Source organism: Paenibacillus sp. UMB4589-SE434, from assembly GCF_030226685.1.
In the GTDB taxonomy this organism is placed as follows: domain Bacteria; phylum Bacillota; class Bacilli; order Paenibacillales; family Paenibacillaceae; genus Paenibacillus_B.
In genome coordinates this window covers 165,199-183,540 of the sequence record NZ_JASOYK010000001.1, presented here as the reverse complement: position 1 = coordinate 183,540, position 18,342 = coordinate 165,199, and the positions used below count along the sequence as shown (strand labels likewise).

Here is an 18,342-nt window from a genome sequence, read left to right as displayed (position 1 = left end):
TCAGATGTCATTAGGCCATCGCAGGAATAATATCAAGCACCAATTGCAAGAATTGGCCTTTTACTTTCTCTGCAGTCTCCATTACTTCAGCATGCGACAACGGCTGATCCAGAATACCCGCAGCCATATTGCTGATGCAAGAAATACCAAGCACTTCGATCCCGGCATGACGTGCTACGATCACCTCGGATACCGTGGACATGCCTACAGCATCTCCGCCTAAAGCTCTTAGCATTCGAATCTCGGCAGGTGTCTCATAGTTGGGTCCTAACAAGCCTGCATACACACCTTCCTGGAACGTAAAGTTATGGCGCGCCCCGACTTCTTTTGCTATCGTACGCAGACGACGGCTGTATGCCTCCGACATATCGGGGAAACGAGCTCCAAGCTTGTCGTCATTGGCACCCGTTAGCGGATTCTGTCCCGTCATATTCAGGTGATCGCTAATAAGCATTAAATCACCTGCCTGGTAAGTCATGTTAATACCGCCTGCCGCGTTGGTAACCAGCAGCTGCTTCACTCCGATTGCTTTCATGACCCGTACCGGGAATGCCGTCATCTCAGGACCGTATCCCTCATACATATGAAAACGGCCTTTCATCATTACAACCGTCCGGCCTTTAATAGTACCAATCAAGAGTTCGCCCGCATGCCCCTCTACCGTCGATTGTGGAAAATGAGGAATCGCCTCATAAGCAATGGTAACTGGATTCTCTACCAATTCTGCAAGCACACCTAGTCCAGAGCCTAATATCAAGCCTACCTCTGGCTCAGATGGAATTTGCTTACGGATATATTCCGCAGCTTCCTGAATATGCGTATACGCCAATACCTTTAAACTCATCTTAACAACCTCCCGCTCCCATGATTTATATCGTTATTCTATAACTCCTGTAAAAAACTTTTTCCAATCTGCGGCATCACTACATTAAAGTTGTCAGCTATCGTCGCGCCTAAGTCCGCATACGTCTCGCGAATACCGAGCGAACGACCAGGTTGGAGCGAAGGACTGTAAATCAACAACGGAACATATTCTCTCGTATGATCCGTCCCCGAATGAATAGGATCGTTGCCATGATCAGCCGTTATGACAAGCAAATCGTCCGGTCCTGTTCGCTCCAACAGAGCTGGAACTGCGAGATCAAATTCTTCCAATGCTTTCGCATATCCATCCGGATCACGTCTGTGGCCATATAGAGAGTCAAAATCCACCAAATTAGTAAACAGCAAGCCTTCAAATGCTTGTCCCATCTGGTCGATTGTGATCTCAATCCCATGCTGGTTGCTCTTGGTTGGATAACTGGCACTGACCCCTTCACCTGTAAAAATATCGTTGATCTTGCCAACTGCAATTACATCCTTTCCTCCGTTGTGAAGCGCATTCATAACGGTTGGAGAGGGTGGTTTTACCGCATAATCGTGACGGTTGGACGTTCTTGTAAAGTGGCCCGGTTCGCCAACATATGGACGAGCTATCACACGCCCTAACGTATAAGGTTCAACTAACGTGAGCTTACGTGCAATCTCGCAAGCTCGGTACAGTTCTTCAAGCGGGATAACTTCCTCATGCGCTGCTAACTGGAACACGCTGTCTGCTGACGTGTAGACAATCCATGCGCCTGTCTTCATCTGTTCCTCACCGTATTGAACAAGTACATCCGTGCCTGAAGCAGGCTTGTTGCACAACACTTTGCGTCCAGTCGCTTCCTCAAATTGCTGAATAAGCTCATCCGGAAAACCTTCTGGGAACGTATTAAAAGGTGTCGTAATATGTAATCCCATCAGTTCCCAATGGCCTGTCATTGTGTCTTTCCCTGCCGATATTTCTGCCATTTTACCAAAGATGCCTGTTGGCTGCTCTACTTCCTCCACCACTCCCAGATTCGCGATATTCGCTAAACCGAGACGCTGCATATGGGGAATCTTGATCGTAGGTACACGTTCGACTATATGCCCAAGCGTATGGGCACCTGCATCTCCAAAGCTAGCTGCATCAGGTAGTTCTCCAATCCCGACACTATCTAGCACAATTACAGTTATTCTGCGAAAACGCTGGTTGTCAGCTTGGCTCATCACTAATCACTCCTCTGTGTATTCCTGATTAGTCTGTGTTATGTGAACGCTCTCCATTCTACACATGCCAAGCCTGATTCATGCTAACCGTTAGGTGGCTTTCTCGCCCGAGGATGCGAGGTCGTATACACTTCTTTCATGCTGAGTCGTTCTCCATAATGAGCATAGCGCTGTGTTGTCGAGACATCCGCATGCCCAAGCATTTCTTGCACGGCTCTTGCGTCCGCACCGTTATTCAGCAGATGCGCCGCAAAAGACTGTCTTAAGGAGTGTGGGGTAAATGGAATGTCCCACGATAATTGATTCGTATATTTTTTTACTATTTTCCAGAAACCTTGCCGTGTAATTCTCTGGCCTCTCGTATTCACAAACAACGCTTGATACTGTGCATCTGTGTTATCCAACATGGATAGCTCAGCATGCTGCAAATTCATTACAAATTGAGGCCTTGCTTGATTCATATATGTATGAAGCGCCTCGATTGCAACCTGACCAAGCGGGATAATCCGCTCTTTCTGATTCATAATACTGCGTAGAAATGCCAAGTTCAGATGCACATCATCGCAGTTCAGTGCAATAAGCTCTGAGATCCTTACTCCTGTGCCATAAAGCGTTTCCAACATCGCTCTATCCCGGATACCTTGCGCAGTGTCCGGATCAGGTGCACTCAACAATTGCTCTACTTGTTCAATAGTAAGTAAATGTGGAGCTTTGCGCTCAGCCTTTGGCGTATCCACACCCAGTGTCGGATCCGTTCTAACAAGTCCTTCACGGTGCATAAACAAAAAGAATGATCTTATCGTTGCCTTATGCCTTGTGACGGTAGAGGCCGCTCTGCCTTTCGTCCGCAGCTGAACGATATATCGTGAAATATGGAGTGCCTGTACTTCAGACGCGCACTGTAAGCCTTCTGCGAGTGCATAAATAAGAAAGGCATGCATGTCCCGCATGTACGCATCGCGAGTATGGTCTGATAGATGACGTTCCTCCTTTAAATGGGTATCATACTGCTCCAACTGTCGTTCCAATTGAGTCTTCATACTTGCCACGTAACCCCTTAATGCTCATCATCTACTACCTCTCTATCATACAACATATCTCTACTTAAACGCTATTCACCCATCCAATAGAATAATCGCAATCGTTCCGTTATCGTGTCAGGCTCCATCCTAATATCCGGATCGCTGTGAAAGACTTTAATAGCTCTGCCCTGAGGCTCTTTATATTTATCAACAGGAGCGATCCAACTGGACATGATCCCAAGTATCTGAACCATTGCATAAGTACATACCAAAAATAAAGCAACAAACCTTAGCCTTCCCGCCCATCGTCGCACGGAAACAATCATATGAACTCCCTCCCACTTGAAGCTTGATATACGTAGATAGATAGCTTTGGCTAAGATTAGCGTATGAAAGGGAGTGTTTCATTATGCTTTAGGTTTAATCCTATTTTCTATTCCTGCCATCTCACGCCGTTTGTTGGAAAATAGGGCATTTTCAGATCCATTTCCTCTGAGGAGCCATTCATTCACCTCTACGCATCAAGTTGACACACGGGGCGGAACCAAGTTAACGTGGGTCCACTCACCGTTCCGCTCTTGTCACATAAGATATAGAACTAATAAATTTCTGCGCAAGTATGCATGTAGAGTGGAGGATTAGCCGGATGCGCCAATTATCACGAATGCTCACAGCGGTGATCCACTGCAAGCCGAGCAGCCAAACAGTACGGAAAATGATCGTCCTTAAAGACCGCAAGAGCTATGAAGACTGTGTAAAAGTGCTTACTAAGCAAGGGATTACCCCAGTAAAAAAAGTGGCAAAAGCGAACATGGTCTGTTGTCACTTGGATCAGGACATTTCGATTCAAGACTTGCTCCACCATCCAAGTATTAAACGAATCGAGACTGATGTGCTCGTTCATACTCATGCCGCGCCATTCCAACTGCAAGCACCCACCGAAGAAATCAGCAGCAATCAATTTCATAATCATCATTATCCTTGGGGCATTACGGCTGTACACGCGCCCTCAGTGTGGCCACGTTCAAAAGGTAGAGGAATTAAGGTGGGAGTGCTGGATACAGGGATATCACCACATCCAGACCTGCGAATCGCTGGAGGTATAAATACGATTAGCCGGGATTCTTCGTACAAAGATGACAATGGGCACGGCACTCATGTTGCGGGTACTATAGCTGGTCTTGGAAAAAGAAAACTGCCGTATGGCGTCGCTCCACAAGTTTCGTTATATGCCATTAAAGCATTGGATGAAAAAGGCGACGGTTTTGTCTCGGATATTGTCGAAGGTGTCGAGTGGTGTATCGCACAAAATATGAACATTATAAATATGAGTCTTGGCCTTGATGGTCCTAGCGATTCCTTGCATGCTTCTATTCGCAGGGCTTATCGCAGAGGAATCATTATTATAGCTTCTGCTGGTAACAGCGGGCCCGATAACCATACAATTGACGCGCCTGCATTTTATCAGGAAACGATTGCTGTAGCAGCTTCTGACAAGAAAGGGCAAATAGCAGAGTTTAGCAGTCGTGGCAAAGGAATCGACATTACAGCTCCTGGAGTTGACATTGTCTCCACGAATAATAAGCAGGGCTTGTCCATGGATTCCGGCACGTCAATGGCCGCTCCTCATGTAACAGGTACAGTAGCGCTCATGCTGCAATCAAATCCTGCGCTTGGTCCAGATCAAGTGCGAAATATCATCATGTCTACTGCACATCATTTGAAGGGGTATAACAGCCGTTCAGAAGGACACGGCTTAGTAGACGCCAAGCTAGCCGTAAAGGCCGCCGTTAAGAGCAGCGTCATAAAGCGCCGTCCGCTCGTTCCTGTGCTCCGCCGACGTACTGACCTCCCTTCTGTACCTGAAAATAGCTTGGCCGCTGCTTCAGGCAGACGTACTGGTGCGATCAGACAACGGAACAGGGACCAACTTAAAAGCAAACGTATAGACGCCCTCGTTCGAACTTCTGCTCACAATCTACAACGTTTGAGTCGACAGCCTAGGAAATAATCTGATCATAAGCAAACCACTCTACAGCACAACGAAAAGAGCCTCAGCTCTGCGTCTGGGGCTCTTCGTATAAGTTGACCGTCAATAGGGACGGAATTCAATTCAAAAGTTACAGTTACTGGTCCGCTTGTTGATCTTTCTCTTTCTCCTGACACTTCTTGCAAATGCCTTGGAAATCGAGACGGTGATCGATGACTTGAAATTGGAATTCCTTCTCTAACCGTTCTTCCAATGGACCAAGCCAATCGTCCAAGATCTCTTGCATCGATCCACATTGGACGCATATTAAATGATGATGATGGTGCTTCGTATTGTCCCCGCGCAAATCATAGCGCGCTACTCCATCACCAAAGTTCAGCTTCTGAACTACATGCAGTTCACTTAACAGCTCTAGTGTACGATACACGGTGGCAAGACCGATTTCGGGCGCTTTCTCCTTAACGAGCATAAAGACATCTTCTGCGCTAAGATGATCTTCCTCGTTCTCTAATAGGACACGCACTGTAGCTTCACGCTGCGGTGTCAGCTTGTATCCTTGGGATTGCAGCTGTTGTTTAATCTTATCAATCCGCGCTTCCATGGTCTCCCCCCTTGCCGCCTAGCCGCAATTCGACTCACTTCTATTATTATAGGGGGGAAACGCAAGTAGTGTCAAATCTTTTAGCTATAAGTTAAACGCAATGCCCGGATGAATTAGCGTAGACACCCAATTCATCAGCGCAGGACTTATCCAAGTTACGATCGCTGCAACTGCAGCCATGCCAATACCAGCCCCTACCTGGACAGTTGCATAATGGAGAAGCGGTTCTCGCAGCGATTTTATTCGCTGCACAAAAAGTCGATTTTTCATGACATAGAGAGCTAACGAAATGGATGAAACACTGGCGATCAGCAACAACGGAATTGCAATTGCATTTTGCGGCGCAACGGTAATCAACGCTATTATGACACCTTTCCAGGAATACTGCCCGACTAATGTTCCGATTGTAAAACCAACCAGTACTCCCTTAGCAAAGTCCATAATCAGGACAAGTGGAAAACCGATAATGGAAAGGCCAAATAATGCAATCATAAAAACCCAGCGCCAATAGGACCATAACGTTCCAAGAAAAGTCGTTTCATCTGCATTTTGTGCCACACTAACAAACGCCTGATTTAATTGCCTTGATAATTCCTGTTGTTGTTCGAACGTCAACGTATTTACCAAGAGGGCTCCGAACACGATACCTACTGCAAAAATTACGGATACGAAAATGTACAGATGGAGATGCTGCCGGACATTAGGCATCATCGCAGGCATAGCAATCTTCCCCTTTCACACACGATCATCAGAACAATTATCATTCGTTCACATTGTATGCCGTGCTGCATAAGGGTATGACTGCTTGTCTTCTCTATATCATTCTTTGTCCGTACATTTCACTCGGCCGCTATAAGCATATGAGCAGGTGAACAGTTCTAAATTAAAGCGTTACTCTTCCATACCTTCCTCCACCGCCATTAGCAATCGTTAAATCGCCTCCCCTAGCTGCATGAATACGCCTCGCTGTATCCTCTCCAACAACTGCTGACAATTCTTCTTCTGTTGCTTGATGGAGTACGTTCATCTCAGTCCCGAAGTGGGTGAGCAGTTTCATTAGCGTTTTAGGACCAACACCCGGAATGTATTCCAGCGGAATCTGATGATAATAAGGCGCCCTCATCGCTGCAACCACGTCAGCTTCCGTCTCGCTCCGGTCGGCAAGTGTCGTAATCCGGTCAGACACGCCTGTGACAAACCGGCTGGTTCCACATATTTCACAATTCTGTCGATTATTTGCCTGATGATGACCTTCAATACACGTTGTCTTGTGATATTTTCCAAGTCGTGGATCGAGACCATAATTGGCTTGGATCTCTCTTCCTTCTATACCTCTAAGTGCCATCAACCACTCTTTGAAAGTTGGCCTTGCCAGACTCAGCGCATTGTATTCACGTGCAATCTTGTTTAGGGAATGGGCGTCTGAATTGGTCAGGAATGGATACGAGTCCAATTCCTTTATTCTGGACGCCATCTTGCTGTCCGCGCTTAGCCCCACTTCAATGCCGTCGATCAGAGACAGATCCATCACATCAGACATGCGATCCGCACAACTTCCATACAAGCTCTTATGTGGTGTGAACACATGGGCAGGGATAAACACGCCACCATGCGCAGCCGTTTCCTCCTGAATGACGGATATGGGCGCGTAATTTCTTTGGGTGGATAAATTCATATTGCGTACATATCGCGACATCCAGGTTGAAAAGTGCTTCATTGCATCGACACTCGGCAAGTAACTCAACACATGGGCGGCACCTCGCCCGTTTTCCCTGAACTCGATCTCTGTTCCCAGAATAATCGTTGTCTGACCATAACGTATACCGCCATCGGCGTGTTCCTTCATCTCGCCACTGTCCAGCAATCGTTCAATATCAGCCAGCACACCTGGCGCATGACAATCGATAATTCCGATTAACTGCAACCCCTTGCGTTCAGATGCCTCACGTGCGATGGCCTCAAATGTCAGGTTGCGGCTGCCACTCATCTTGACAGGTGCGCCATCAGATGTCGCACCAATATGGATATGAAAATCCCCATAATACGTTGTTAATTCAGACTTGTTCATTGTCATTTGCTCATCCTGTTTGTATCTGTTTAATTTCATCATGCGTTCATTATTCCCACAATACAACCGGAACTACAGCTAATTATAGTCATCTCAGTGTGACTTTCTTCATGTTCACAACTAAACAGGCCATTTTCCTGTCAATTGACGGAGCTGCCAAGCATAGACTGCATTAATCGTTTTGGCATCGCTAATACGTCCCGCTCTAATTGCTTCATAAGCTTCTTCCAGCGTTAATGCACTAACTTCCAGAAACTCATCTTCATCCGTGTGCATATTGCCTGCAATCAACTCCTCAGCAGCATACAAATGAATGATCTCGTCAGCAAAACCTGGCGACGTATAAAATGAACCCAGATGAACCAGTGCTTCCGTTCTATAGCCTGTTTCCTCTTCCAGTTCGCGTTTAGCCGCATCCTCAGGCAGCTCTCCTGCATCCAGCTTTCCAGCCGGAATTTCAACTTGTGATCTGCCTAGTGGCTTCCGGTATTGTTCCACTACAACCATCTTCTCTTCATGAATCGCAAGTACAGCTACTGCGCCTGGATGACGAACTATTTCACGGGTCGCCTGTGACCCATCAGGAAGTGTAACAGTGTCAATCTCCAATGAAATGATGTTTCCTTTAAATATTGACTTTGTCTCCAGTGTCACTTCTTCAAACAAAGGGCTGTCAGCAAAATTTGAATCATGTTGACTCATAGTCATATCTCTCCTTCACAATCCAGCATACGTACACTTGGATTTCTATTTCATTCATCCGTTCTTATTAAATGCATATCTGTAGACAGACGCACATAATCATTATATCAAAGCAGCTTGTCCGGCTCGACCAAAAAATCCAACGGCCATACAGAAAGGAAGACCCTCATATGTCTGTAAAAATGAGTCATAACCAGCAGCAATTATGGATAAGTGGTACAAGCACTGAAATACAAGCTGCACTAAAACGATTGGTATTAAGGATGGGTACAGACATTAAGCTTGTAGACGTATTAGGATCTAGTTTTAACGAGCATCAACGATGTCAATCAGCGCCAATCAGCCTGCATTCCGCTTCGGTATATCGATTCCCGAGTTAGAAATAATTTAAAATAGATAGTTGAAGAAGCCGTCACACTCTAATAACAGAGCAGACGGCTTCCTCTATTTGCAAATCCAACTAATGCAGCATGTCATGTCTGCTCATTGCTGTTTAAAGTTACATTATTCGATTATCTGTACACAACTATCGTGTAACAATAACGGACAATTACGATTTACCTGCTTCTTTAATAATGGCGACGACCAATTCAGCGGTTTTAACTAGATCATCACTATGAATTCTCTCCTTGGTGGTGTGAATATCCAGATAACCAACTGCCAGATTCACCGTCGGAACGCCAAAACCGTTAAAAATATTGGCATCACTACCGCCACCAGAATGAAATACGCGTGTCTTCAGACCAAGTCCTTCGATTGCACGTGCAGCAAGCTGCACAACTTCGTCCCCTTCTTCAAAGTGGAATCCTGGATACATAAGTTTGCTTTCAAAGACAGCTTGGGCACCAAAGTCAGCAGCAGCTGACTCGAGCGCTTCTTTCATCGAAGCAACTTGACGCTCCACCTTCTCTTGGACAATACTGCGTGCTTCTGCGTCAAGCTTTACATAATCTGTCACAATATTGGTCGCGCCGCCACCCTCAAACCGTCCGATATTGGCTGTGGTCTCGTGATCGATCCGACCAAGCGACATACGAGCTATTGCTTTGCCAGCGACCTGAATCGCACTAATCCCGTCTTCTGGATTCACACCTGCATGAGCGGACTTGCCGTAAATCTCCATCTGTATCTTGGCTTGGGCGGGTGCCGCAACCGCAATTGCTCCAACTTCGCCATTAGAGTCAAGCGCATAGCCAAGGTCAGCTTGCAAATAACTGGCGTCCATCGCACGTGCGCCTTGCAGTCCTGACTCCTCGCCAACCGTAATCACAAATTGGATTTGCCCGTGAGAGATGTCGTTTTCTTGAATGACACGTATCGCTTCAAACATTGCAGCCAGACCTGCCTTGTCATCTGAACCCAGAATCGTTGTGCCATCGCTATGGATCATACCATCCTCATCTACAATAGGCTTAATCCCTTTGCCTGGGGTAACGGTGTCCATATGAGAAGTAAAGAATAAGCGTGTCATTTGTTCTTGTCCAGTCGATGCCGGCCATGTGACAATCAAGTTGCCAGCGCCATGTCCCGTCACTGCTGTTGTATCATCTTCCACCACTTCAAGACCCAGCTCACTGAATTGCTGTTTTAATAGATTGCATATATCACGCTCGTATTTTGTCTCGCTGTCCACCTGTATCAATTGTAAAAAATGTTGGATTAAACGCTGCTGCTGTACCATATTGACTTTCCTCCTGACTTGATTTTCGTTAGAATAGAATATATGAACGTTCCGTACGAGAAAGGAGTGCCTTACATCCATGAATAAAAAGCGCTGGTTCCGCATCATTGTTTATCTTATGCTTATCGCCATGGTAGCTTCTACCTTGTTCGTACTGGTTGAACCATTCTTATACGGACTGTAATCAGCCAGACAAGCCAATTACAAGTACATTAATGGATATCATATATCCACCGCAACAATGACGGACGAGCCATGCTTTATGCATGGCTCGTGTTCGTATGCTCTACTGACTCAGACCAGATCTCATTGACTACTTGATCGTACCCAAATACTTCAACAAAGTAAGGCAATAATTGCGCACCAACTTGTTGAACGGTAAAAGTCTGGCCTGTTACATCTTCTAGCGAGGTAACTCCATATTGTTGAATACCACACGGGACAATTCCGGTGAATCCCTCATACTGAATACCGCTCTTAATATTAAATGCAAATCCATGACTCGTTACAAAACCACGATGCCGGCGACACTTGTTAAACTTCACACCAATTGCTGCAATCTTCGTTTCTCCGACCCAGACGCCTGTAAATTCAGGCTTGCGGCTGCCCACCAGACCAAAAGACGCTAAGTAGCGGATAATCACTTCTTCCAGATTGCGTAAGTAGCCATGCAAATCCAGCCGCTGACCATCCAACAGCAAAATCGGGTAACCCACCAATTGCCCAGGTCCGTGATAAGTAATATCACCGCCACGGTCAATCTCATACACTTGAATGCCGCGCTGCTTCAACTGCTCGGGAGACAGCAGCAGATGCTCAGGGTGACGCTGCGAACCAATAGTATAGGTAGGCGGATGCTCCAATAGGAACAATGTATCCGAACGTGTCCCTTCATCCACCGCACGTACAACCTGCTTCTGCATTTCCCAAGCCTGCTTATAGTCCAGCATATCAAACGTATGTACGACAAGTCGCTTTAGTTCATTGTCATCTGTTCCAACTGATTGTACCTGCTGTTCATCCATAACCGCTCACACTTTCTTTCTATCTATCTGACATCCTCATTCTCCACTGTCTAGCATGCCATTAATACAGCTTCGTTTCAAGATCAAACCCTTCAAGGTTCTCTTTCACACGCTGCAAGAAGCGGCCGCAAATGACACCATCCAGAATACGATGGTCAAGTGACATACACATATTAGCCATTGAGCGAACGGCAATCATATCATTAATAACAACTGGTTTCTTAACGATCGATTCAAAGGTAAGGATCGCTGCTTGCGGGTAGTTGATGATAGGGTAAGAAGAGATTGAACCAAATGATCCCGTATTATTGATCGTAAAGGTTCCTCCTTGCAGATCATCAAGCTTAAGTTTACCTTCACGGGTTTTGCGAGCAAGCTCTTCCACTTCGCGAGCCAAGCCGGCAATATTTTTCTGATCGGCTTTCTTGATAACTGGTGTTATGACCGAATCTTCAGTGCCTACCGCTAGCGATATATTAATATCCCGCTTCACGATAATCTTATCCACGGCCCAGACCGAGTTCATGATTGGATAATCTTTAATGGCATTAACAACAGCTTTAAGTACAAATGCCAAGTATGTCAAGTTAATGCCCTCATTGCGCATAAACTCATTTTTTAATTTATTTCGAAGCTGAACCAGATTGGTCACGTCCACCTCAATCATTGTCCATGCATGCGGAATCTCAGATACGCTCTGTCTCATGTTGCGAGCGATCGTACTGCGAATCGGTGTCACGTCAATCAAATACTCGCCGCGACCCGATTGACCGTTATCAATCTCAATCGTCGGCAGACGAGGATTCTCAGATAAGTGTAATCCTGTCGTACGAACAGGTTCATTATGCCCGCTACTGCTCTGGGACACCTGTGCCGCGGAAGGATGAACAACTGATGGCTGCTGAGCTGAGACTGCATTTTGTGTGGAAACAGAAGATATCGTCCCTTGCTCCGCCGGGTTGCTCCGATGAACGGACGCAGCAGGCACAGATACAGCAATCGCTTGATGATTTTCTACAAATTGAATCACATCTTTACGCGTAATACGCCCACCAAGTCCAGTTCCGGGCACATCATTTAGATTAATTCCGTGTTCTTGGGCAAGGCGCTGAACAGCCGGGGAATAACGATTGCGCATCTCTTGCCCTTGTGCAGGCACTGCTTCAGACACACTCAAATCTGAACGTTCAGCCTTAACAGCGGGAGTCGCACCTGCAACCTCAGCTGAGCCGTGATCCATACGACAAATAACCGCTCCAACTTGAACGGTCTCACCTTCCTGAGCTATAATTTCCCGCATAGTTCCCGCTTCTGTTGCAGGAATCTCAGCCATCACCTTGTCGGTGATAACCTCGCAGATCGGTTCATAAGCTTCAATTGCTTCTCCAGGCTGCTTCAACCATTTGCCGATCGTAGCAGATACCAACGATTCCGCAAGCTGCGGCATGACTACATCCTTCACAATTCCGTTTCCGGACATCCACATTCACTCCTATCGCTAACGCGCGGTACGGGAACATCCCGTACCGCCGCTACGCATCGTTATTGCTGAGTTATACAGGCAAGAATACGTCAGTATTAGAACATAGCGAGCTGACGCATCGCTTCTTTGACTTTATCTTTATTAAGCATAAAAGTACGCTCAAGCGGAGGACTGATAGGCATTGCAGGAACATCAGGACCACAAAGCCGCATAATCGGTGCATCAAGCTCAAACAAAAGCTCTTCAGCGATGATGGCAGATACCTCTGCCCCTACACCACCCGTCTTATTATCTTCATGGATAATAAGGACTTTCCCCGTCTTGGATACAGCTTCCAATATGGATTCGCGGTCGAGTGGCTGAATGGTACGAAGATCTAGAATATGAGCGCTAATGCCTTCCTTCGCCAGCTCTTCCGCCGCTTCCAATGCAAAATGAAGCGGCAAACTATATCCGATAACGGTGATATCGGTTCCTTCGCGGAGCACGTTGGCTTTCCCGATCGGAACGATGTAATCCGTCTCAGGTACCTCCCCGGATATCATACGGTAACACTTCTTATGCTCAAAGAAAATGACAGGGTCAGGATCGCGTACAGCCGCTTTTAGCAATCCTTTAGCATCGTAGGCAGTAAAAGGTGCAACAATTTTGAGACCTGGTGTACCGAAAAATACGGATTCTGGACACTGTGAATGGTACAGCCCGCCAAAGATACCGCCACCGATTGGCGCTCGAATAACGACAGGGCAGCTCCAATCGTTATTGGAACGGTAACGGATCTTGGCCGCTTCGCTTATAATCTGGTTCGCCGCCGGGAACATAAAGTCTGAATATTGCATTTCCGCAATGGGCTTCATACCTACCATGGCTGCACCGATTGCTACACCTGCAATAGCAGATTCTGCAAGCGGTGTATCAATGGCACGCTGCTCACCAAATTGATCATACAAGCCTTTAGTTGTCGTAAATACGCCGCCCTTCAGGCCCACATCCTCACCCAGTACAAACACTTCATCATCGCGTTCCATTTCTTCTTTCATCGCTAATCGAATCGCATCAATATATTCCATAACCGCCATTAGCTGCGCACCTCCTCTGACTGTGCATACACATGCGTATACGTATCTTCCGGCTGCGGATAAGGTGCTTCTTCGGCATATTTTGTCGCCTCATTGATTTGAGCCTGCAGTTCCTTCACGAGCTCAGCATCCTGCTCTTCTGACCATAAACCACACTCTATCAAATATTGACGGTAACGAGGCAAGCCATCACGCTCACGATGTGAATCCACTTCTTCCTTAGAGCGGTAAATCATGTCATTATCTGAAGTGGAGTGCGGTGCAATCCGATACATCATAGCTTCAATCAATGTAGGACCTTCTCCACGTACTGCACGGTCACGGGCTTCTTTCACGACACGATACACTTCTAACGGGTCCGTTCCGTCTACCTGCACACCTGGGAATCCGTAACCAATGGCCCGGTCACTAATCTGTCCCGCCGATTGTTTGGAGAATGGTACAGATATTGCATATTGATTGTTCTCACACATAATAATGACAGGCAGCTTATGCACACCTGCAAAATTGCAGCCTTCATGGAAATCCCCCTGATTGCTTGAACCTTCTCCAAAGGTCACAAAGGAAACGATATCCTGCTTGCGCATTTTAGCAGCCAATGCAATGCCAACTGCATGTGGCACCTGTGTCGTTACGGGACTTGAACCTGTTACGATGCGATGGCGCTTCGCGCCAAAGTGAGCAGGCATCTGGCGTCCACCGCTGCTAATATCTTCCGCTTTCGCAAAAGAAGCCAGCAGCAGATCTTTGACAGTAAGACCCACTGAGAGTACAAAACCATAATCTCTGTAATAAGGTAAATAGTAGTCACGCTCGCGATCAAGCGCAAAAGCAGATGCGACTTGAGCCGTTTCTTGACCTATACCTGATATGTGAAACGTAATCTTGCCCGAGCGCTGCAACAAAATGCCACGCTCATCAAATTTGCGTGCAAGCAGCATCATCTTGTACATCTCAACTGCCTGCGCATCCGTTAGACCAACCTGTTCATGCTTCGTTTGTTGACGAACCGAAGTTTCTGGTGTCATGGAGTATTCCTCCCTTTATTCAAGCCGTAGCTTTATTATTCCCTTGCTAGCCGAAACTAGAATTAACAGGGCTATCTTTCTGGATATGATAAGCTCATGCAACCACAGCTAAAATAGCCCAGCTTATACAGCATCTTGTTGTACTTATGGCTGGAACTAATACCAGGTACTAAGACTTGAGCCTAAATCCATTATACTCCGACATTTTAAAAAAGAAAACTTCATTCCTCACACAACCAACGAAGCCTGTTTTCACCGATCTGTTACTATCCTTTACCTTACATCACTAAAGACTTATTTTCGGCAGCAAGCATGGCTTCACTCATAATTTCGGACAACGATGGATGGGCATGTATCACTTGTCCCAGTTCCCAAGGCGAGGCATCGAGCAATTGTGCAAGCGAAGCTTCACCTATCAGTTCTGTCGCGTGCGGTCCCACAATATGTACGCCTACCACATCCTGCGTCAGGCTGTTAATGACAACTTTTACAAATCCATCAGTTTCCCCCTGCACGATTGCTTTGCCAATCGCTTTAAAAGGAATCTTCCCTGTCACAACGTCAAGACCTGCTTCTCGCGCCTGTTCTTCCGTCACTCCGATTGACGCGGCTTCCGGCCGCGAATAGATACATTTAGGAATCGTATGTTCAGATAACGGCGATTGAGATTCACCGCTGAAATGTTTTACAGCTGCAAGTCCTTCAGCAGAAGCGGCATGTGCTAGTTGCAAACCGCCAATACAGTCACCTATCGCATAAATGTGAGGCTCCTGTGTCTGCATCCATTCATTCACTTTAATAAAACCATTCTCAATACGAACATTCGTATTTTCTAACCCTATATGTTCAACGTTAGCTTGACGCCCGACCGATACAAGCACTCGTTCCACTTTTAGGGAGATCGGCTCATCCTTTTTGTTTAGCAACATTTGTACGCAATCATCCGCTTTCAGAACACCGTCATGACCTACAGTGGTGTTAGTATGAATACGAACCCCACGTTTCTTCAACAATCGTTCCATCTCTTTGGATACTTCCTTATCCTCTGTTGGCAATAGACGCGGTCCTGCTTCAATTACGGTTACGTCCACACCAAAGTCAACTAGCAGAGAGGCCCATTCCACGCCAATTACGCCGCCGCCCACGATCGCAACGCTTTGGGGTAAGCTGCTCCACTCCAATGCTTCGTCACTCGTTGCAACAGCGTTGCCGTCAGGCTCCAATCCTGGCAAAATACGCGGCCGTGAACCCGTAGCAATGATGAGGTGTTTTGGAACGATTGTAACCGACTCGCCTTCTTCTAATTCAACCGCTACTGATCCGCTCTGCGGTGAGAAAATAGAAGGGCCCATCACACGGCCATTTCCATAAATCACTTCAATATTATGTTTCTTCATTAAGTACTGAACACCACGATGAAGCTGGTCTACGATTTCTTGCTTGCGTGATTGTACACGCTCAAAGTTATAGGTTATGCCTTCCATATGTATACCAAATCGTTCACTCTCACGTGCTTGCGCGTATACTTCTGCACTACGAAGCAGCGCCTTACTTGGAATGCACCCTCGATGCAGGCACGTCCCTCCAAGAAGGTCTCGTTCCACAACAACCACTTGATGCCCAGCCTGTGCAGCAGCAATTGCTGCAATGTAACCACCTGTACCGCCGCCTAATATCGCGACATCCACTTGTTTAGTCATCTAGATATTCACTCCCCATTACGATCGATAATGCTGCATATAGTACTATTGTACAACTTATTTAATCTCTCGCCAAACAAGCTGCAACCCTGTGATCATCAAGCCTGCGCGTAATGACGGCATTAGACAACGTTCTCATTTCAAGGTAAAATATGGAGAGAATTGGACTATTCAGACAGAGGGATGGAATAACGCATGAGCATAAGGACTACGATTTCCAGATTTATCGCCATCTTGTTATTAGTTGTTCCTGGAGTGCTGGCCACTATCGGCTTTTTACAAATGAAAAACGCTATCTTCCATTACATAGCGGATAATGGCAACAGCACAATCGTGTCTCCTACTTTCGAGTGGCTCTCCTTTTTATTTGGCTTACTCTTGTTTGCAATCGGCGTTTCGTTTATCGGAGGTTGGATTTTCTTTCGGGACAAGAAACATAATTATGTCGCCCCTCGCTTTCGGGACAAGAAGCCTCGTCCGATTGGGCGGGCGTCATCTCAAGCCAGGACCGCCGCTTCACAAGAGGAATAACATAACCAAGGGTTGTCCAATAAGTAATTAGCTTAGTCGAGAATATATAATCATAAAGACAGGTGAACAACATGAACAAAACAGAAATCTTGGAATTGCTTGAGCAATTGAGTATTAGCTATGACATCGTGGAGCATCCCGCTGCGTATACGATCGAAGAAATGGATCGTTTCGCAATGCCTAATGCCAATCAAGTTGCGAAAAATCTATTTGTTCGGGACGATAAAAAAAGAAGTTATTATTTACTAACCATTCAAAAAGATAAAACGGTAAATTTGAAGGAATTGCGAGCGCTACTGAATTCAAGACCACTCAGCTTTGCTTCTGAAGACGATCTGCTTAACTATCTTGGCTTGCATAAAGGCGCAGTGACACCCTTGGGCGTACTAAACGATACCGAACGTAAAATCGAAGTTATAATCGATGAGGATTTATTACCACTTAATAACATCGGCATACATCCAAATGAAAATACCGCAACAATCTGGATTTCAATTGAGGATTTACTAAGACTTATACAGAGGCACGGTAACACTGTTCGTGTAGCTAAAATTTAAATCGTTCCTATTTTTAACATTAACAAAAACGAGGCTTCCAGCAGTCAATTTGTACTGACTTGTTGGACAGCCCCGTGCTCATTCATAATGCAGTTTTGTTACCTGATCTTATATGTTCTTATTAAAGAATGGAGTTCGACTCAACCGCTTTCGTCTCGGCTTACGGACAGGCGTATTCCCCGGACGCTGCTTGTTTCTTGATAACGGCGGCTTCTTTTTCTTATTCCTTTCGACGACAGACGCCTCTTCCGCTGCAATTTCTCCAGCATTAGGGAATATTTGCGCATCTTCTAACGCTTCGAACAAACCTACATTTTCAGCAAGCTGCTCGCTATTAAACAAATCCGGCGAAAATCCGATCTTGCCGAAATCTCCAGCCAAAATGACCTGTACCGATTTGTTCCGGTTAATAATGACAGACTCTATGAGCAGCCAATCATATAGCAGCGCTGCAATAAGCGCAGCCTTCTGCACCGTTAAAGGGCAGTTGGGCGGCCTGGGAAACGGAGGCTGTCTTCTGCCGCCTTCCCCAGGCGAAGGTTCTGCGCCTTCGTGAGAAAACGGACCTTCGCCATGCGGGAAAGGAGAAGGTTCCCCTTGCTGTATTGATGACGCAGAGAACTGTTCGCTGCCGTCGTGCCTTGCTCCTCCATATCCGGAACTAGGATGATGCTGATTTGGCCGTGGACCCATAATAAGCCCACCTTTCATTCTTGTCTGACGACAGTACTTTAACATCAACTGCTATTAGTATAGTCATTGGACTAAGGAATGGTGAGTATAATTCATGAATCTTCCTGTC

General features: G+C 46.2%; 20 protein-coding genes. 5 read left to right on the top strand and 15 right to left on the bottom strand.

Annotated features, from left to right (window positions below; all coding sequences use genetic code 11):
* Positions 1-10: 10 nt before the first annotated feature.
* From QP775_RS00840 to QP775_RS00825, 4 genes are all read right to left on the bottom strand, one after another.
* Positions 11-844 carry a purine-nucleoside phosphorylase gene (locus QP775_RS00840; RefSeq protein WP_239327136.1) on the bottom strand — a complete coding sequence of 278 codons (834 nt, stop codon included), beginning with the start codon at positions 842-844 and terminating at the stop codon, positions 11-13.
* Between the two features lie 38 nt (positions 845-882).
* Positions 883-2,073, bottom strand: coding sequence for a phosphopentomutase (gene deoB / locus QP775_RS00835; protein ID WP_285102846.1), 1,191 nt, complete (start codon positions 2,071-2,073; stop codon positions 883-885).
* Between the two features lie 83 nt (positions 2,074-2,156).
* The gene (locus QP775_RS00830; RefSeq protein WP_285102845.1) at positions 2,157-3,113 is read right to left on the bottom strand and encodes a tyrosine recombinase; all 957 of its coding nucleotides are present in this window, start codon (positions 3,111-3,113) and stop codon (positions 2,157-2,159) included.
* A gap of 71 nt (positions 3,114-3,184) precedes the next feature.
* Complete coding sequence (locus QP775_RS00825) at positions 3,185-3,421, bottom strand: DUF4227 family protein (protein ID WP_285102844.1); 237 nt, start codon at positions 3,419-3,421, stop codon at positions 3,185-3,187.
* A gap of 320 nt (positions 3,422-3,741) precedes the next feature.
* Between QP775_RS00825 and QP775_RS00820 the strand changes: the two genes are divergently transcribed.
* Positions 3,742-5,106: a S8 family peptidase gene (locus tag QP775_RS00820; protein ID WP_285102843.1), complete on the top strand. Its 1,365-nt coding sequence runs from the start codon at positions 3,742-3,744 to the stop codon at positions 5,104-5,106.
* Positions 5,107-5,221: 115 nt separating this feature from the next.
* Here the strand turns inward: QP775_RS00820 and fur are convergent, their stop codons facing one another.
* The 4 genes from fur to QP775_RS00800 form a co-directional block, all read right to left on the bottom strand.
* The gene (gene fur, locus QP775_RS00815; RefSeq protein WP_239327131.1) at positions 5,222-5,686 is read right to left on the bottom strand and encodes a ferric iron uptake transcriptional regulator; all 465 of its coding nucleotides are present in this window, start codon (positions 5,684-5,686) and stop codon (positions 5,222-5,224) included.
* Positions 5,687-5,770: 84 nt separating this feature from the next.
* Positions 5,771-6,406 carry a stage II sporulation protein M gene (gene spoIIM, locus QP775_RS00810; RefSeq protein WP_239327130.1) on the bottom strand — a complete coding sequence of 212 codons (636 nt, stop codon included), beginning with the start codon at positions 6,404-6,406 and terminating at the stop codon, positions 5,771-5,773.
* Positions 6,407-6,569: 163 nt separating this feature from the next.
* On the bottom strand, positions 6,570-7,760 hold the full coding sequence (locus QP775_RS00805) for an endonuclease Q family protein (RefSeq protein ID WP_285102842.1): 1,191 nt from the start codon (positions 7,758-7,760) through the stop codon (positions 6,570-6,572).
* Between the two features lie 114 nt (positions 7,761-7,874).
* Complete coding sequence (locus tag QP775_RS00800) at positions 7,875-8,456, bottom strand: NUDIX domain-containing protein (protein WP_285102841.1); 582 nt, start codon at positions 8,454-8,456, stop codon at positions 7,875-7,877.
* 170 nt (positions 8,457-8,626) lie between these two features.
* Between QP775_RS00800 and QP775_RS00795 the strand changes: the two genes are divergently transcribed.
* Positions 8,627-8,836: a hypothetical protein gene (locus tag QP775_RS00795; protein ID WP_285102840.1), complete on the top strand. Its 210-nt coding sequence runs from the start codon at positions 8,627-8,629 to the stop codon at positions 8,834-8,836.
* Between the two features lie 170 nt (positions 8,837-9,006).
* Here QP775_RS00795 and QP775_RS00790 read toward each other — a convergent pair whose 3' ends face one another.
* Complete coding sequence (locus QP775_RS00790) at positions 9,007-10,137, bottom strand: M20/M25/M40 family metallo-hydrolase (protein ID WP_285102839.1); 1,131 nt, start codon at positions 10,135-10,137, stop codon at positions 9,007-9,009.
* 79 nt (positions 10,138-10,216) lie between these two features.
* Between QP775_RS00790 and prli42 the strand changes: the two genes are divergently transcribed.
* Complete coding sequence (prli42, locus tag QP775_RS00785) at positions 10,217-10,321, top strand: stressosome-associated protein Prli42 (protein WP_157277469.1); 105 nt, start codon at positions 10,217-10,219, stop codon at positions 10,319-10,321.
* Positions 10,322-10,397: 76 nt separating this feature from the next.
* Here the strand turns inward: prli42 and lipB are convergent, their stop codons facing one another.
* From lipB to lpdA, 5 genes are all read right to left on the bottom strand, one after another.
* Positions 10,398-11,162 (bottom strand): lipoyl(octanoyl) transferase LipB, encoded by a 765-nt coding sequence (lipB, locus tag QP775_RS00780; RefSeq protein WP_285102838.1) that lies wholly within the window; start codon positions 11,160-11,162, stop codon positions 10,398-10,400.
* Positions 11,163-11,223: 61 nt separating this feature from the next.
* A complete protein-coding gene (locus QP775_RS00775; RefSeq protein ID WP_285102837.1) occupies positions 11,224-12,642 on the bottom strand; it encodes a dihydrolipoamide acetyltransferase family protein in 1,419 nt (472 codons plus the stop codon).
* Positions 12,643-12,740: 98 nt separating this feature from the next.
* Positions 12,741-13,724 carry an alpha-ketoacid dehydrogenase subunit beta gene (locus tag QP775_RS00770; protein ID WP_285102836.1) on the bottom strand — a complete coding sequence of 328 codons (984 nt, stop codon included), beginning with the start codon at positions 13,722-13,724 and terminating at the stop codon, positions 12,741-12,743.
* Positions 13,724-14,752, bottom strand: a complete 1,029-nt coding sequence (locus QP775_RS00765; protein WP_285102835.1) for a thiamine pyrophosphate-dependent dehydrogenase E1 component subunit alpha — start codon at positions 14,750-14,752, stop codon at positions 13,724-13,726. The genes QP775_RS00770 and QP775_RS00765 overlap by 1 nt, the downstream gene beginning before the upstream one ends.
* A gap of 278 nt (positions 14,753-15,030) precedes the next feature.
* Positions 15,031-16,452 carry a dihydrolipoyl dehydrogenase gene (lpdA, locus tag QP775_RS00760; protein ID WP_285102834.1) on the bottom strand — a complete coding sequence of 474 codons (1,422 nt, stop codon included), beginning with the start codon at positions 16,450-16,452 and terminating at the stop codon, positions 15,031-15,033.
* 195 nt (positions 16,453-16,647) lie between these two features.
* Here lpdA and QP775_RS00755 point away from each other — a divergent pair, with 195 nt between their 5' ends.
* Positions 16,648-16,983, top strand: coding sequence for a DUF2627 domain-containing protein (locus QP775_RS00755; RefSeq protein WP_275444473.1), 336 nt, complete (start codon positions 16,648-16,650; stop codon positions 16,981-16,983).
* Between the two features lie 71 nt (positions 16,984-17,054).
* Positions 17,055-17,540 (top strand): prolyl-tRNA synthetase associated domain-containing protein, encoded by a 486-nt coding sequence (locus QP775_RS00750; RefSeq protein WP_285102833.1) that lies wholly within the window; start codon positions 17,055-17,057, stop codon positions 17,538-17,540.
* 108 nt (positions 17,541-17,648) lie between these two features.
* Here QP775_RS00750 and QP775_RS00745 read toward each other — a convergent pair whose 3' ends face one another.
* Positions 17,649-18,233 carry a hypothetical protein gene (locus tag QP775_RS00745; RefSeq protein WP_285102832.1) on the bottom strand — a complete coding sequence of 195 codons (585 nt, stop codon included), beginning with the start codon at positions 18,231-18,233 and terminating at the stop codon, positions 17,649-17,651.
* Positions 18,234-18,342: the final 109 nt, after the last annotated feature.

Coding starts and splice junctions, on each gene's coding strand:
- QP775_RS00840 (WP_239327136.1), bottom strand. CDS start 844: ATGAGTTTAAAGGTATTGGCGTATACGCATATTCAGGAAGCTGCGGAA.
- deoB (WP_285102846.1), bottom strand. CDS start 2,073: ATGAGCCAAGCTGACAACCAGCGTTTTCGCAGAATAACTGTAATTGTG.
- QP775_RS00830 (WP_285102845.1), bottom strand. CDS start 3,113: ATGAAGACTCAATTGGAACGACAGTTGGAGCAGTATGATACCCATTTA.
- QP775_RS00825 (WP_285102844.1), bottom strand. CDS start 3,421: ATGATTGTTTCCGTGCGACGATGGGCGGGAAGGCTAAGGTTTGTTGCT.
- QP775_RS00820 (WP_285102843.1), top strand. CDS start 3,742: ATGCGCCAATTATCACGAATGCTCACAGCGGTGATCCACTGCAAGCCG.
- fur (WP_239327131.1), bottom strand. CDS start 5,686: ATGGAAGCGCGGATTGATAAGATTAAACAACAGCTGCAATCCCAAGGA.
- spoIIM (WP_239327130.1), bottom strand. CDS start 6,406: ATGCCTGCGATGATGCCTAATGTCCGGCAGCATCTCCATCTGTACATT.
- QP775_RS00805 (WP_285102842.1), bottom strand. CDS start 7,760: ATGACAATGAACAAGTCTGAATTAACAACGTATTATGGGGATTTTCAT.
- QP775_RS00800 (WP_285102841.1), bottom strand. CDS start 8,456: ATGAGTCAACATGATTCAAATTTTGCTGACAGCCCTTTGTTTGAAGAA.
- QP775_RS00795 (WP_285102840.1), top strand. CDS start 8,627: ATGTCTGTAAAAATGAGTCATAACCAGCAGCAATTATGGATAAGTGGT.
- QP775_RS00790 (WP_285102839.1), bottom strand. CDS start 10,137: ATGGTACAGCAGCAGCGTTTAATCCAACATTTTTTACAATTGATACAG.
- prli42 (WP_157277469.1), top strand. CDS start 10,217: ATGAATAAAAAGCGCTGGTTCCGCATCATTGTTTATCTTATGCTTATC.
- lipB (WP_285102838.1), bottom strand. CDS start 11,162: ATGGATGAACAGCAGGTACAATCAGTTGGAACAGATGACAATGAACTA.
- QP775_RS00775 (WP_285102837.1), bottom strand. CDS start 12,642: ATGTCCGGAAACGGAATTGTGAAGGATGTAGTCATGCCGCAGCTTGCG.
- QP775_RS00770 (WP_285102836.1), bottom strand. CDS start 13,724: ATGGCGGTTATGGAATATATTGATGCGATTCGATTAGCGATGAAAGAA.
- QP775_RS00765 (WP_285102835.1), bottom strand. CDS start 14,752: ATGACACCAGAAACTTCGGTTCGTCAACAAACGAAGCATGAACAGGTT.
- lpdA (WP_285102834.1), bottom strand. CDS start 16,452: ATGACTAAACAAGTGGATGTCGCGATATTAGGCGGCGGTACAGGTGGT.
- QP775_RS00755 (WP_275444473.1), top strand. CDS start 16,648: ATGAGCATAAGGACTACGATTTCCAGATTTATCGCCATCTTGTTATTA.
- QP775_RS00750 (WP_285102833.1), top strand. CDS start 17,055: ATGAACAAAACAGAAATCTTGGAATTGCTTGAGCAATTGAGTATTAGC.
- QP775_RS00745 (WP_285102832.1), bottom strand. CDS start 18,233: ATGGGTCCACGGCCAAATCAGCATCATCCTAGTTCCGGATATGGAGGA.